The sequence below is a fragment of the Delftia sp. PE138 genome (genome assembly GCF_018320755.1).
In the GTDB taxonomy this organism is placed as follows: Bacteria; Pseudomonadota; Gammaproteobacteria; order Burkholderiales; family Burkholderiaceae_C; genus Comamonas; species Comamonas tsuruhatensis.
Window position 1 is genome coordinate 291,849 of sequence record NZ_JABEPN010000001.1, and the last position, 15,108, is coordinate 306,956.

Sequence of the window (15,108 nt, forward strand, 5' to 3'; positions counted from 1 at the left end):
ACGGTCCCACCATTTCCTTGCATTTGGCTTGTGTCTGGAGGCACTCTATCGTGCAGAAGGCTGGCGAGTCAGACGCGATGGTGCAGCATTGATTCAGGACTGCGCAGGATCGTACGGACGCTCTTCCGTTTTCAAAAAGGCAGTTTGAATGCCTGATACCGCCGCCCTCGCTCCCGACGCCGCCCACATCGTGGGCATCGACCTGGGCACCAGCCACACCGTGGTGGCGCATGTGCCCGTGGGCGGCACGGCGGCCGACATCGCCTTGCTGCCCGTGGCGCAGCGTGTCTCGGCCGGCGAGGTCGCCGCCCAGGTGCTGCTGCCCTCGGCGCGCTACCAGGCGGCGCCCGGCGAGCTGGGCGATGCCTGGCAGCAGCCCTGGGCGGCACTGGGCGCCGATGCGCAAGCGCCCGCCGTCAATGGCCGCTGGGCGCGTGATCTGGGCGCGGCCGTGCCGTCGCGCCTGGTGGCCAGTGCCAAGAGCTGGCTGTCGCACGCGGGCGTGGACCGCACGGCGGCCATCCTGCCCTGGGGCGCGCCCGAAGAGGTGGCCCGGCTGTCGCCGCTGCAGGCCTCGGCCAGTTACCTGGACCATGTCCGGCAGGCCTGGGACCGCACGCACCCCGGCGCGCCGCTGAGGGACCAGCTGGTCGTGCTGACCGTGCCGGCCTCATTCGACGAAGGCGCGCGCGCACTGACGCTGGAGGCCGCGCGGCTGGCCGGTCTGCCTGCGGTGCAATTGCTGGAAGAACCCAAGGCCGCCTTCCACGACTGGCTGGTGCTGCAGGGCGAACGCCTGGCGGCCGAGCTGGCGCACTGCCGCCTGGTGCTGGTGGTGGATGTGGGCGGCGGCACCACCGACCTGACCCTGATCCGCGTGCAGCCCGCTGAAGCTGGAGGCCTGCCCGTGCTGACACGCACGGCCGTGGGCGAGCACCTGATGCTGGGCGGCGACAACATGGACCTGGCGCTGGCCCATCGGCTGGAGCCGCAGTTCGCCCCGCCCGGCGAGCGCCTGCCCGCCGCACGCTTCGCCCAACTGGTGCAGCGCTGCCGCATGGCCAAGGAACAGTTGCTGGCCGACGATGCGCCCGAGTCCGTGGCCGTGACCCTGCTGGGCGGCGGATCGAAGCTGCTGGCGCAGACGCGCACGGCCACGCTGCGCCGCGACGAGGTGCGCGAGGCCGTGGTCGAAGGCTTCATGCCGCTGGCCGGCCTGCAGGATCTGCCCACCCGGCGCCAGGGCGCTTTGCGCGGCCTGGGGCTGCCCTATCCTGCCGATGCGGCGATCACACGGCACCTGGCGCAGTTTCTCGCGCAGCACGCGGCTGGGGAGTTGCCCGATGCGGTTCTGCTCAATGGCGGCGTCTTCCACGCCCATGCGCTGGCCCAGCGGCTGGTGGCGCAGCTGCAGGCCTGGCGCGGCCAGCCGCTGCGCCTGCTGCACAACCCGCATCCCGACTGGGCCGTTGCACGCGGCGCAGCGGCGCATGGCCTGGCCATGCATGTCCAGAGCCGTCCGTCTGAGGATCTGCCGGAATCGGAAGATGCCCGGACTGTGCCCGCCCCGGTACCGCGCATCGGCGGTGGCTCGCCGCGCAGCTACTGGCTGGTCCTGCCCGAGAAGGCGGGTGCCGCACCACAGGGCATCTGCCTGCTGCCGCGCGGCACGGAGGAGGGCGTGCGCATCGTGCTCTCCGGCCGGCGCTTTGCGTTGCGCCTGGGCCAGGCCGTGCGCTTTTCGCTGGTGGCCAACAGCCTGGCGGCGGCGCCTGCGCAGGCCGGCCGCATCGCGGCGCTCGACGGCGAGGGCTGGGTCGAGCTGCCCGCCCTGTCCACCGTGCTGCCCGCGCCCCAGGGCCGGGACAAGGCCCAGGTCGAAGTGCAACTGCAGGCCTGCATGACCGAGGTCGGCACGCTGGAGGTGCGCTGCGTGGCCGCCGACGATGCGCAGCGCCAGTGGTTGCTGCCGTTCAGCGTGCGCGGTGCGCTGGCCGCAGATTCGCAGGACACCGGCGATCGTTCTGCCCGGCAGGGCCGGCTGGCGGACGCCGTGACCCTGATCGAGCGCATCTTCGGCAGCCAGGCCCAGAAGGTGACGGCCAAGGAGGTTCGCCAGCTGCGCCAGTCGCTGGAGCGACGGCTGGGCCCGCGCGAGGACTGGGACCTGCCGCTGCTGCGCGCACTGTTCGACGCCCTGCTGGCCCGCGCCAGGCGCCGCCGCCGCACGGCCGAGCACGAGCGCGTCTGGCTGAACCTGGCAGGCTGGTGCCTGCGCCCCGGCGTGGGCGCCGAGCTGGACGGCTGGCGCATGCAGCAGGTCTGGCAACTGCATGGCCAGGGCCTGGGCCATGGCGGCGAGGCGGCCAACCGCACCGAATGGTGGGTCTTCTGGCGCCGCGTGGCCGCGGGCCTGGACGAGGCCCGGCAGATGGAGCTGCTGGAAGAGGTTGCCGGCCACATGCAAAAGGCCGTGCAGCAGTCCACGCAGCGCAGCCAGGGCAAGTCCGCCCATGGCAGCTACGACGACATGCTGCGCCTGTTCGCCGCCATGGAGGCCGTGCCCTGGCAGTACCGCCAGGAAATGGGCCAGTGGATGCTGCAGCGGCTTAAGCACCCCGGTGAATCCGTGCAGACCTGGTGGGCCATAGGCCGGCTGGCCGCGCGCATGCCGCTGGCCGCCAACGCCCACCGCGTCATGCCGCCCGAGGCTGCGCAGGAGTTCCTGGACGCCACCCTGGCCCAGGACTGGCGCCGCAATGAAACCGCCATGTTCGCCGCCGTGCAGATGGCCCGCATGACGGGCGACCGTGCGCTGGACCTGTCCGATGCCCAGCGCGCCCTGGTGCTGGAGCGGTTGCGCGGCGCCGGTGCACCGCAGCGCTGGATCGACCTGGTGGAACAGGTCCAGCAGATGGACGCCCAGGATGCGAAGCGCAGCTTTGGGGATAGCCTGCCGCCGGGGCTGGTGCTGGTGGGGTGAGGGCTGTTGCTCCAAAAAGAAGGCCCCGCAGTGCGGGGCCTTCTTTTTGGGGAGGCACTGCAGCAGGTGCAGTGCGCGTGCTTACTGGGTTTTCCAGACGTAGTAGCCCACACCCTCATATTTGAAGAAGGGATACTTGGTGATCACCTGATCCCGCTCTGCAATGTTGATGGTGTAGAAGTGCGCACCAGTCTGCTCGTTGAAGAAGCGGAATATGGGAACTGTTCCATTGACTGCAGTTGTGGCGGCATACCAGGCGATGCCTTCATCGATGAAGCCGGGATAGTAGATCTTCACCTGGTTGCGCTCGAAGGCGTCGATGGTGAAGAAATGCGCGCTTGTATTTCTATTGAAGAAGCGGAATACGGGATCCAGCCCTTGTTGCATTTGGGTGGATGCATAGAAGGCCACGTTTTCATACTGGAAGGCCGGATAGGTTGCAATCACCTGATCGCGCTCTTGTGCATTGGCTGTATAGAAATGCGCACCGGTGACCCGATTGAAGAAGCGATAGACGGGGGTACGTGTCTGGGAGGTGCCGGTAATCGGGTCTGCTGCAAGCCATTTCTGAACATTGGGAAACAGCAGATCGAAGCGTCCATAGATGGACATGCCGCCAGAGGCAGGGCAAGTCTGGTCGTCGCCGCCATAGAGGACCCCGGCCAAACGTCCTTCCACGAACATGCCCGAGCCGCTGCTGCCTCCTTGCGTCAGCCCTTGATCCCAGTTCACCAGGTTGAAGCCACCGCTGACATTGGCGCATTTCATCATCCCTTCGCTGGAAGGCTCGCATGAGACTGATCTGGAGACTGTGCCGAAACTGATTTTCTGCAGATCGCCTCGGGGATGGTGGATGCCCACCATGCTGGTGCCACCAGCCACTGTCTGGCTGGTCCAGCCTGCAAACACCGCACCGGCTGGGGGCGCATCGTTGAGGCGCAGCAGTGTGGAATCGTAGTCCGCCGTCGCATAGAGCAAGGTGGCACCGTTTCGCAGCACCCTGTTTGCGGATGACAACGTGCGACTGTTGCAGGAGGGCGTGCGATAGAACCAGGAGGTTTCCAGGGTGGAAGCCACTGTCTGGCTGCTGATGCAATGGTTGGCCGTAATGAAGTAAGGCGTGCCGGAAGCGGCCTTGTCATTGAGCAGCGTACCCGTGCACAAATAGCCCGCACCGTTCTTCACATAGAGCATGCGTGCTACGGCATTGCGTTGTGTGCTGTAGTTGTCGTAGCAGGTGGAGTCCAGATTGCAGGACAGGGACTCGTTGAGCTGGGCCGAGAACTGCATTTCGCTTTCCAGCGGAAGCGAAAGGTTCTCGTGGATATGCATCACGCGCGGGATGGCGATGCGCAGCGCGTCGGCGGGAATGCCGGGTGGCAGTTCGATCTCCAGCGTCACCTCGTCACCGCCGGTGTCCGGCGTCCACCAGGTGCGACCATCGGTGGTTTTGTCTCCCGCCTCCAGATTGGCCTGCAGACCCTGCAGCACGCGCTGGCCGGCGATCTCGTAGGCGCCCGCACGATGGTCACGCGCATAGACGCGCAGCAGCGCACTGCCTGGCAGTTGCTGCATCTCGACGCCCATGCGGATGCCGTAGGCGCCTTCCGAACGCAGGCTGACAGCGGCCACCAGGCCGCCCGAGGCCGTGGAGTGCCATTGCAACTGCGAGGCCAGCGCGTCGGTCGTGGCCGTCTGTGTGCTCAGTCGCTGCGCGCCCACCTGCATGGCGCCGTCCTGCGGGGCCGATGCGGCGTGGTACTCCTTCCATGCGCCCAGTTCCACGCGCAGTGGTGTGACCTCGGAAGGGGCGGCCAAGCTGCGAGATGCCAGAAATTCCCGAGGGGAGTTCAGAGGCTGGACATGGTGGTCCACGCTCATGGCGGGGTAGGCAGATTCCTGCCCCCATGCCAGCCCCAGGCTGCCGGCCAGGGCGAGCGCCAGCGCGACGCTGCGCAAGCCCCTGCGCGCAGTGGTGTCGAAAAGATCGGTCATGAGCTCCCTCTCAACGGATTGGTGGATATTGCGAAACCCGGGCATTTTAGGTGTTGTGTGCGTGACAGCCCGGTGACGGCAGGGCCGTCCGGCGCTTCCTAGAATGGTCGCTGCGCTGCAGCGGCAGCCGGGAGCGGACACTGCGAGCGCCGTGCCTGCCCCACACATCTGCCCCCTGTCATCTACCAAGGATCTGATCCAGCATGAGCCACTCCTACTCCGACACCCAACTCCTGATCGACGGCCAATGGCAGGACGCCGCCAGCGGCAGGAAGATTCCCGTGCGCAATCCGGCCAGCGGCGAGGTCATCGGCCATGTGGCCCATGCCGACGTGGCCGACCTGGACCGTGCGCTGGCCGCCGCTCAGCGCGGCTTCGAGACCTGGCGCAAGGTCTCCGCCCATGAGCGCGGAGCCGCCATGCGCCGTGCCGCAGCCCTGCTCAAGGACCGGGCCGACGAGATCGCCGCCCTGCTGACGCAGGAGCAGGGCAAGCCGCTGGCCGAGGCCAAGGGCGAGATCCTGGCCGGCGTGGGCATCATCGAATGGTTTGCCGACGAGGCGCTGCGCGTGTACGGCCGCATCGTGCCCTCGCGCCGTCCCGAGGTGCAGCAGCTGGTGATCAAGGAGCCCGTGGGTCCCGTGGCCGCCTTCACGCCCTGGAACTTCCCCGTCAACCAGATCGTGCGCAAGATCGGCGCGGCGCTGGCCACGGGCTGCTCCTTCCTGTGCAAGGCGCCCGAGGAAACGCCGGCCGCGCCTGCCGCCCTGTTCAAGTGCTTTGTCGATGCCGGCGTGCCGGCCGGGGTGGTGGGCCTGGTGTTCGGCGATCCGGCCCAGATTTCCTCCTACCTGATCGCCCATCCCGTGATCCGCAAGGTCACGTTCACGGGTTCCACGCCCGTGGGCAAGCAGCTGGCGGCGCTGGCCGGCCAGCACATGAAGCGCTCGACCATGGAGCTGGGCGGCCACGCGCCGGTCATCGTGGCCGAGGATGCCGACGTGGCGCTGGCCGTCAAGGCGGCGGGTGCGGCCAAGTTCCGCAATGCAGGCCAGGTCTGTATCTCGCCCACGCGCTTTCTGGTGCACAACAGCGTGCGCGAGGAGTTCACACGCGCCATGGTGGCGCATGCCGAAGGCCTCAAGGTCGGCGATGGCCTGGTGCAGGGCACGCAGATGGGCCCGCTGGCCAATCCGCGCCGCGTCACCGCACTGGCCCATTTCATCGAGGACGCGCAAAAGCAGGGCGCCAAGCTGCTCACGGGCGGCGGCTCCCTGGGCGACAAGGGCAACTACTTTGCACCCACGGTGCTGGGCGATGTGCCGCTGAGCGCCGAGATCTTCAACCAGGAGCCTTTCGGCCCCGTGGCTGCCATCCGCGGCTTCGACGATCTGGGCGATGCCATCGCCGAGGCCAACCGCCTGTCCTATGGCCTGGCCGCCTATGCGTTCACGCGCTCCATCAAGACCGCTCACCAGCTGGCGCAGCAGGTCGAGGCCGGCATGCTGTGGATCAACCAGCCGGCCGTGGCCTCGGCCGAGATGCCGTTCGGCGGCATCAAGGACTCGGGCTACGGCTCCGAAGGCGGCCCCGAGGCGCTGGAGGCCTACCTGGTCTCCAAGGCCGTGTCCATTGCCGCCGTGTGATCATGGCCGGCTGAACGATGAACGGCCCCTGAGGGGGCCGTTTTTCATGGGTGCGGCTTGCGCGCGGGAATGCGGTAGATGACGGCCGCGTACTTGGGCCGCTGCTGCTGCTCCACGACGACTCCGCCCAATCCTTCGGCGATGCGCCGGCTGGCCGTGTTGGCCTCGGCCACCGGGTAGCTGAAGGACTGCGGGGCGAAGGTTTCCGCGGCCCAGGCGGCCAGGGCGGCAACGGCCTCGCGGCCATGGCCCTGGCCATGCGCGTCCTCGCGTATCCAGATGCCGAGTTCGGGCTCGGCATCGCGCGCGCGGTGCAGGCCCAGCAGGCCGGTGAATCGGCCTGACGTGCGCTCGCGCAGCGTGAAGTTGAAGTCCGTGCCGGCCGCGATCTCCCGCAGCCATCCGCGCCAGACCGCCTCGAAATCGGCAGGCGCCGATGGCGGCTCGAACGACAGGTAGCGCGTCAACGTGGGCGTGATGCAGGCAAAGGCCTCATCGGCATCGGCGGCAGTGAAGGGGCGCAGCGCCAGACGCTGTGAGGTGATGGTGGTGTCGCTCCACGACATGGATGCTTTCCTCGCAACAGGGGGACAGAGAGCGTGGGGCGCTGCCGGCCTGGGCCGACCTTAGCCGTTCATTCTGGCATGGGTCCGTGCTTCAGCCGGCGTTGCGGAAGAAGGCTTCGTGCTGCGCGATCTCATGCGCGGCATGGCGCAGCTGGCGGGCCTGGTCGGGGTGGCGTTCGGCCACGCGCTGCGCCAGCGCGCGCAAAAGCGGCGGGCACTGGCCGGGCGCCTGCTGCAGCCGCTGCAGGCGCAGCAGCGCGGCGAGCACGGCGCGGGCCGTGCCGTCGCCAAGCGCGGCTTCCTCGGACAGCTGGTGCAGCGCCTGGATGGCGCGGCCCACATGCAGCGCGGCCAGGCCGCACTCGGCCGCCTGCGCGCCCAGCTGCCCTCCAGCCTGCTCCGACATGCGCACCAGGCGCAGCAGCCGGTGGTACAGGCGGGCGCGCCAGATGCGGCCATCGCGCGCATGGCCCGGCGTGGCGGCCATGTCCTGCAGCTCGTGGACCATCATGGAGCGCAGGCCCTGCAGCCGTCCCTGCAGGGTGACCGGCAGGATGAATCGGTAGGCAGCCCAGCCGGCCAGCGGCCCGGACACCACCGCCAGCCCCAGGGCCAGCGCATGGCCGAAGCTGGCCGTCTGCGGGTAGTGGGGCTGCAGCAGGAGCAGCAGCACCATGTTGCAGTCATAGCCCGAGAGCGCGGTGCGCTGGTGCGAGAACAGCAGTGCGCCCACGTAGACGAAGGGCAGCATCAGCCACACCAGGCCCGCCTGGCTGCTGGCGAACGGCCAGACCAGCCACTGGCAGGCCAGGGCCACCAGCACGCCCATGGCCTGGCCCAGGGTCACATGGCGCATGGTGGCCGACGGGTTCTCGAAGCCCGAGAACACGGTCAGCATGATGGACATGCCCAGCAGCATGTAGGCACCGCCGCTCCAGCCCGTCACCACCCACAGCAGGCCCACGATGGCGATGGCCGCGCTGGCACGCAGCATGGCGCGGCGCGCGCCCAGCCAATCGCTGTGCAGCACCACGGGCCATTGGCGGGCGCGGTGGCCGGGCGGCAGGGCCACGTCATGGGTGGCGGCCAGGTGGGCCTGCAGCGCAAAGCCCATCGGGGCCAGCATGTCGGCTGCGCCGGGCCAGGCCACAGCGGCCTCGCGTGCGCGTACCAGGGCCGCCGCGGCCTCGTGCAACTGCACGCGCGTCTCCAGCGCCACGGCGGCTTCGCGCAGCGCCTGCGCGGCGGCCAGGGCCTGCGCCTCGCCAAAGGCCGCAGGCGGCTCCTGCGACGGTGCATCGCGCAGCCACAGCAGGGCCGAGATCTGGGCATTCATGAGCCGGCGCAGCGCGTGCACGGCCTCGCGCGAGCGCTGCGATCCTGCGGCGTGCGGGTCCAGCCCCTCCTCGATCACCGCCATGGCCAGCAGGCGGGCGGCGATCTCCTGCGAGCCCAGTGACGAACGGCCGCGCGCCTGCAGGCTGTCGGCCAGATCGCGCAACAGCCGGGCAAACAGCTGGCGTACCTCGGCATTGCCGGGAATGCCGCTGCCCTTGGGCGTGAACAGCCAGCCCACGAGCAAGGCTGCGAACACGCCGGTCAGCGCGGTGAACAGCCGGTCCCAGCCCAGGGCGAAGACCTGCTCGGGATGGGCGAAGTCCAGCAGCGCGACCATGGCCGCCGAATAGCCGGCCAGCATGGTGCCGTAGGCCACGAAGCTGCGCTGCAGATTGCCCACGCCCGCACACAGGCCCAGCCAGACGGCCAGGCCCAGCACCAGCCACAGCAGATTGCCCTGGGCCAGCAGCACCAGGCCCACGCCCACGGCCGTGCCGGCCACGGTGCCTGCGACCCGGAAAAAGCTTTTCTCGACCAGTTGCCCGCGCAGCGGCTGGGATGCGGCCCAGGTGGCCATGGCGGCCCACTGCGGATGCTCCAGCCCCAGCTGCCAGGCGGCCAGCAAGGCCAGGCAGGCGGCAAAGGCCGTGCGCAGATGCTGGCGCAGGCGCACGGGGTCGAAGCCCCAGCGGACCGAGGCCTGCAGCAGGCGGCCATAGGCATCGTGGAGGGCGCTCATGGCGCGCCTTCCGTGCGCAGCGCGCCCATGCGCGCCTGGATCTTGGCCATGCCGGCCAGCATGGCCTCGACCTCGGCATCGTCCAGGTCCTGCAGCATGGCCAGCTCGGCCTGCAGCATGGTGGCGCGCACGCGGTCCACGGCGCCGTTGCCTTCATCGGTCAGGAAGATGCGCTTGCTGCGCCGGTCACCGGGGTCGGCGCGGCGCTCCACCCATCCGTGGCCTTCCAGAATGTCGAGCAGGCGCACCAGGCTGGAGCCGTCCAGGCCCACACGCTCGGCCAGTTCCTTTTGCGTTACGCCATCGCCCCAGGCGCGCAGGTGGATCAGCGGCGCCCAGGTGGCGTCGGTCAGGCCGTCGGCCAGCAGTTGTTCCTCGACCTGGCGGCGCCACTGGCGTACCAGGGTGACCATGAGAAAGCCGAGACGGGCGCGGGGAGGGGCAGAGGCAAAGGACATGCCTCGATTATCTTTGTAATTCAATTAATTTGCATTGCAAATTAATTGTGCCTGCATTTGGTTCAAGGGTATTCCCTTGTTCTGGAAGGCAGGCCGTCCATGAAAAAGGCCCTGCGAGACGATGCCTCGCAGGGCCGGTCGATGGATGCTGGCAGCTTCAGAGCAGGCCGGGCACCCAGCGGTTGAAGAGCAGGCCCGCTACCAGCAGCCATGCGAAAAGCAAGGCGGCCAGCAGCAGGGGCTTCGTGCCTGCGGCACGCACGGCGCGGACATGGGTGGTCAGGCCCAGGGCCGCCATGGCCACGGCCAGCAGGGCATTGTCCAGCTGCACGCCCACCTGTACCACGGCAGCGGGCAGCACGCCCAGCGAGTTCACGCCGGCCATGGCGACGAAGCCCAGCGCGAACCAGGGAATGGTGATGCGGCGCGGCTGGCCGTCGCTCATCTGGCTGCTGCGGTTGCCGCGCGCCACCGCCATGGACAGCAGCAGCAGGAAGGGGGCGAGCATCATCACGCGCACCATCTTGGAGATCACGGCCACGTCGGCGGCTTCGGGCGCAATGGCTTCGCCGGCGGCCACGACCTGGGCCACCTCGTGCACGGTGGAGCCCACGTACAGCCCGTACTGCGCGGGCGACATGTCCAGCCAGCCGTGGGCGGCGTTCCAGTGGAACAGCGCGGGGTAGAGGAAGGTGCCCACGGTGCCGAAGACCACCACGGTGGCCACGGCCACGGCCACGTCTTCGGCACGTCCCTTGATCACGGGTTCGGTGGCCAGCACGGCAGCGGCGCCGCAGATGGAGCTGCCCGCGCCGATCAGCACCGTGGTGCGCGCATCCAGCCCGAAGACGCGGCGGCCCAGCCACTGCGCCAGCAAGAAGGTGCTGCCCAGCACCAGGGCATCGACCACCACGCCGGCCATGCCCACATGGCCTATGTCCTGGAAGGTCAGCCGCAGGCCGTAGAGCACGATGCCCGCGCGCAGCAGGCGCTGCTTGGCCAGGCCCACGCCGGCATGGCAGCTGGGCGCCAGGCGCGGATAGACGGTGTTGCCGATGACCAGGCCGATGCAGATGGCCAGCGTGAGCGCGCTCAGGCCCGAGCCGGCCAGCAGGGGCTGGCGTGCGCCCCAGGTGGCGGCTGCGGCAATGGCGCCTGCCAGCAGCAGGCCGGGCGCAAGCTCGGTCAAATGGCGAAGCCAGCCAGGGAGGGAGGAGCGTGGGAGGGAAGTGGTGTTCATGGTGCCTGCGCGCCGCGTCAGGAGCGCGGTGCATGGGAGGCACTTTAGATTTCTTGGCTATATTCGTATAACGAATAGTTTTTGTAGCATCAACCGGGGAAACAGGTTGATGCCTCGTCCAGACTGCACGCCATGCTGCATCTCACCCTGCGCCAACTTGAAATCTTCTGCGCCGTTGCCCAGGCCGGCTCCACCGTGGCGGCGGCCGATGCCGTGGCCCTGTCGCAGTCGGCCACCAGCGCCGCGCTGCAGCAGCTGGAGCAGGCCATGGGCGCCCAGCTGTTCGAGCGCGTGGGCCGGCGGCTGGCGCTCAACGACGCGGGGCGCGCCCTGCTGCCCGAGGCGCTGGCGCTGCTGGAGCAGGCCAGGGGCATAGAGCAGGCGTTTTCGGTGCGGGCCGCCAGCCTGCCCGTGCGTCTGCGCGTGGCAGCCAGCACCACCATAGGCACCTATGCGCTGCCGGCCGTGCTCGCGCACCTGGCGCGCAGCCATCCGCACCTGAGCGTGGACCTGCAGATCGCCAACACGCGCGAGGTGGGCCAGGCCGTGGAATCGCTGGACGTGGACCTGGGCCTGATCGAGGGCACCAGCCACTGGCCCGGGCTGGAGGTCGAGCCCTGGATGCGCGACGAACTCGTCATCGTGGCCGCAGCACAGGACCCGCTGGTGCAGGCTGCCGGCCAGCGCCCGCTGGGCGTGGCGGCGCTGCGCGGTGCGCGCTGGCTGCTGCGCGAGCCGGGCTCGGGCACGCGCGAGATGGTGGAGCATGCCTTGCTGCCGCATCTGCACCAGTTGCCGGCCGCGGCCACGCTGGGCAGTTCGGAGGCGATTGCGCGCTGCGTGGCGCAGGGCCTGGGCGTCAGCTGCCTGTCGCGCGTGCTGGTGCAGGCCCTGGTCGCCTCGGGAGAGCTGGCCGTGCTGCCGACCACGCTGCCGCGCATGTGGCGCGATTTCTCGCTGGTGCAGCGGGCAGGCAAGCGCCGCTCGCCGGCGCTGGCGGCCTTCGTGCAGGCCTGCAGGTCCCAGGCGCAGGAATGAGCCCAGGCTACTTTTGCAGCGGTATCGGCGTGTTGCGCGGCACGGGCACGGCCGTGACGCTGTTCTGCGGCGAGCCTTCGATCACGCGGTCCGAGTAGGTCATGTAGACCAAGGTGTTGCGCTGCGCATCGACCATGCGCACCACGCGCAGGCGCTTGAACAGCAGCGAGATGCGTTCGGTGAACACCTCGTCCTGCTGCTTGAGCGGCGCAGGGATCTGGATGGGTCCGGTCTGCACGCAGCTGATCGAGGCCTCGGCGCGGTCCTCGGCCAGGCCCAGCCCGCCCTTGATGCCGCCGGTCTTGGCGCGCGAGACATAGCAGGTCACGCCCGCCACCTTGGGATCGTCATAGGCATCCACCACGATCTTGTGGTCCGGGCCTATGAACTTGAACACCGTGTCCACCGCGCCCACCTGCTCGGCGCGCGCACCGCAGGCGCCCAGCAGCAGCGTGGCCAGAGCGGCCGTGAGCAAGGCCCGGCTGTTCATGTCAAGCCTCACCCGCCACATGGCGGCGCAGGTGTTCGAGGGCTTCCTCGACCTGGTCCACCAGCACCAGGCACAGGTCGCCGGGCGTCAGCCGCGCCAGCGCGTGGTCGATGGCGTTGAACTCACCCTGGATCTGGGTCACGTAGTCGGTGCGCGGTGCGCCTTGCAGGCCTTGCTGCAGCAGGGCCAGGACTTCACCGTCGGCGCGGCCGCGCTGGCAGGCATCCTGGTAGAGGATGACGTCGTCGAAGGCCTTGCCCAGGATCTGTGTCTGCTCGGTGATGTCCTGGTCGCGGCGGTCGCCCGCGCCGCTGATGACCACGCTGCGGCGCTGGGCCGGCATGGCATCCACGGCCTGCACCAGGGCGCGGATGGCGTCGGGGTTGTGGCCGTAGTCGGCGATCAGCGTGGCGCCACGGTAGTCCATGACGTTGAAGCGTCCGGGGGCGTTGTCGCTGTCGTTGACGAAGCCGGCCAGCCCGCGGCGGATGGTCTGCCACGGCAGGCCCACGCCCCAGGCGGCGGCGATGGCGGCCATGACGTTCTCCACCTGGAAGGTGATGGTGCCGTTGCGCGTGATGGGGATCTCGCGCAGGGCGATGGTCTCGCGCCACGAACTTTCGGCCGCAACGATGCTGTCGCCGTCCACGTAGACCACGCGGTTGCCCTGGGCGCGGTGCGTGGCCATCACGGGATGGTGGCGGTCGGCCGCGAAGTAGATGACCTTGCCCGGCGAGGTGGAGGCCATGGCGGCGACCAACGGGTCGGCGGCGTTGAGCACGGCATAGCCGTCGGCGGCCACGTTCTGCACGATGACGCGCTTGAGCACGGCCACGTCTTCCACCGTGGTGATGTAGTTCAGGCCCAGGTGGTCGCCCGCGCCCACGTTGGTGACCACGGCCACCTGGCAGCGGTCGAAGCCCAGCCCTTCGCGCAGGATGCCGCCGCGTGCGCATTCGAGCACGGCCGCATCGGTCTCGGGGTGGGCCAGGGCGTTGCGCGCGCTGCGCGGGCCCGAGCAGTCGCCGCTGTCGATCTGGCGGCCGTTGACGTAGACGCCGTCGGTATTGGTCATGGCCGTGCGCCAGCCATGCGAGGTGAACAGGTGGGCGATCAGGCGCGTGGTCGTGGTCTTGCCATTGGTGCCGGTGACGGCCACCAGCGGGATGCGGCCATCCTGGCCGGGTGCGAACAGCTCATCGACCATGGGCACGCCCACGTTGCGGGGCTTGCCGAAGGACGGCGCCAGGTGCATGCGCAGGCCCGGTGCGGCGTTGACTTCGACGATGCCGCCGTTTTGCTCCTCCAGCGGGCGCAGCATGGTCTCGCAGACCACGTCCACGCCGCAGATGTGCAGGCCGATGGTCTGGGCGGCCTCGACGGCGCGCGCGGCGATGTCGGGGTGCACGTCATCCGTCACATCGGTGGCGCTGCCGCCCGTGGACAGGTTGGCGTTGTTGCGCAGCACCACGCGCTGGCCCTGGGCCGGCACGGATTCGGGCGTGAGGCCTTCGGTGGCGATGCGCGCGATGGCGATGTCGTCCAGGCGGATCTTGGTCAGCGCCGTGCCGTGGCCCGAGCCGCGGCGCGGGTCCTGGTTGACCAGCTCGACCAGTTCGCGGATGGTGTGCTGGCCGTCGCCCAGCACCTGGGGCGGCTCGCGGCGCGCAGCGGCCACCAGCTGGCCGCCGACCACCAGCAGGCGGAAGTCGTGGCCCGGCAGGAAGCGTTCGACCATGATGTCGTCGCCGAATTCCGAGGCGGTGGCAAAGGCGGCCTTGAGCTGCTCGTGCGTGGTGATGTTGACCACCACGCCCTTGCCCTGGTTGCCGTCCTGGGGCTTGACCACCACGGGCAGTCCCACTTCCTGGGCCACGAGCCAGGCTTCTTCCACGTCCTTGACGGGGCGGCCCAGCGGCACGGGCACGCCGGCGGCGTGCAGCAGGCGCTTGGTCAGGTCCTTGTCCTGGGCGATGGATTCGGCCACGGCGCTGGTCTGGTCCAGCTCGGCGGCCTGGATGCGGCGGGCCTTGGAGCCCCAGCCCAGTTGCACCAGCGAGCCCGAGGTCAGGCGGCGGATGGGAATGCCGCGCGCCACGGCCGCATCGACGATGGAGCCTGTGGAGGGGCCGATGCGCTCGTCCTCGTCGAGTTCACGCAGCTCGGCCACCACCTTGTCGGCGTCGAAGGGCGTGTCGGCCAGTGCCGACTGCAGCAGCGCACCGGCCTGTTCCATGGCCAGGCGGCCCACGGATTCCTCGGTGTACTCCACCACCACCTGGTAGGTGCCGGCTTCCACGGTCTCGTGCGTGCGGCTGAAGGTCACGGGGCAGCCGGCCTGGGCCTGCAGCGACAGGGCCGCCACTTCCAGCACATGGGCCAGCGACAGGCGCTGGTCTGCACCGTGCGGCTGCAGCGTGCCGATCTTGGGAAAGCGTGCGCGCAGCCGGTCCTCGAACCCTGCCAGGGCCGAGTAGTCACAGTCGCCGGGCTCGCATTGCACGATGGCTTCGATGGCGGTGCTGCGGGTCCAGAGATTGGGGCCGCGCAGGGCTCGGATGCGGGTGATCTGCATAGTGTCTTCTTTCGGAGGGCAGGCCCGCGTCGCCGGGCCT

At 69.2% G+C, this 15,108-nt stretch carries 10 protein-coding genes; 3 read left to right on the top strand and 7 right to left on the bottom strand.

What is annotated here, in order from left to right; genetic code table 11:
- Positions 1–148: 148 nt before the first annotated feature.
- Positions 149–2,983: an Hsp70 family protein gene (locus HFGMBDPB_RS01290; RefSeq protein ID WP_212644760.1), complete on the top strand. Its 2,835-nt coding sequence runs from the start codon at positions 149–151 to the stop codon at positions 2,981–2,983.
- A gap of 81 nt (positions 2,984–3,064) precedes the next feature.
- On the opposite strand, the gene HFGMBDPB_RS01295 is transcribed toward HFGMBDPB_RS01290, so the two are convergent.
- Positions 3,065–4,978: a trypsin-like peptidase domain-containing protein gene (locus tag HFGMBDPB_RS01295; protein ID WP_047218883.1), complete on the bottom strand. Its 1,914-nt coding sequence runs from the start codon at positions 4,976–4,978 to the stop codon at positions 3,065–3,067.
- 203 nt (positions 4,979–5,181) lie between these two features.
- Here HFGMBDPB_RS01295 and HFGMBDPB_RS01300 point away from each other — a divergent pair, with 203 nt between their 5' ends.
- Positions 5,182–6,624: an NAD-dependent succinate-semialdehyde dehydrogenase gene (locus tag HFGMBDPB_RS01300; protein WP_016448756.1), complete on the top strand. Its 1,443-nt coding sequence runs from the start codon at positions 5,182–5,184 to the stop codon at positions 6,622–6,624.
- A gap of 44 nt (positions 6,625–6,668) precedes the next feature.
- Here HFGMBDPB_RS01300 and HFGMBDPB_RS01305 read toward each other — a convergent pair whose 3' ends face one another.
- From HFGMBDPB_RS01305 to HFGMBDPB_RS01320, 4 genes are all read right to left on the bottom strand, one after another.
- Positions 6,669–7,190 (bottom strand): GNAT family N-acetyltransferase, encoded by a 522-nt coding sequence (locus tag HFGMBDPB_RS01305; RefSeq protein WP_212644761.1) that lies wholly within the window; start codon positions 7,188–7,190, stop codon positions 6,669–6,671.
- A 91-nt stretch (positions 7,191–7,281) separates the two neighbouring features.
- Positions 7,282–9,267 (bottom strand): FUSC family protein, encoded by a 1,986-nt coding sequence (locus tag HFGMBDPB_RS01310; RefSeq protein ID WP_212644762.1) that lies wholly within the window; start codon positions 9,265–9,267, stop codon positions 7,282–7,284.
- The gene (locus HFGMBDPB_RS01315; protein ID WP_016448753.1) at positions 9,264–9,725 is read right to left on the bottom strand and encodes a MarR family winged helix-turn-helix transcriptional regulator; all 462 of its coding nucleotides are present in this window, start codon (positions 9,723–9,725) and stop codon (positions 9,264–9,266) included. Before HFGMBDPB_RS01315 ends, HFGMBDPB_RS01310 begins: the two co-directional genes overlap by 4 nt.
- A 157-nt stretch (positions 9,726–9,882) precedes the next feature.
- Positions 9,883–10,965: a YeiH family protein gene (locus HFGMBDPB_RS01320; RefSeq protein ID WP_026062025.1), complete on the bottom strand. Its 1,083-nt coding sequence runs from the start codon at positions 10,963–10,965 to the stop codon at positions 9,883–9,885.
- Between the two features lie 132 nt (positions 10,966–11,097).
- Between HFGMBDPB_RS01320 and HFGMBDPB_RS01325 the strand changes: the two genes are divergently transcribed.
- A complete protein-coding gene (locus HFGMBDPB_RS01325; RefSeq protein WP_016450860.1) occupies positions 11,098–12,003 on the top strand; it encodes a LysR family transcriptional regulator in 906 nt (301 codons plus the stop codon).
- Between the two features lie 7 nt (positions 12,004–12,010).
- Here HFGMBDPB_RS01325 and HFGMBDPB_RS01330 read toward each other — a convergent pair whose 3' ends face one another.
- Together HFGMBDPB_RS01330 and cphA are read right to left on the bottom strand one after the other, a co-directional pair.
- Complete coding sequence (locus HFGMBDPB_RS01330; protein ID WP_209799949.1) at positions 12,011–12,493, bottom strand: CreA family protein; 483 nt, start codon at positions 12,491–12,493, stop codon at positions 12,011–12,013.
- Between the two features lies 1 nt (position 12,494).
- Complete coding sequence (gene cphA, locus HFGMBDPB_RS01335; RefSeq protein ID WP_016448749.1) at positions 12,495–15,068, bottom strand: cyanophycin synthetase; 2,574 nt, start codon at positions 15,066–15,068, stop codon at positions 12,495–12,497.
- Positions 15,069–15,108: the final 40 nt, after the last annotated feature.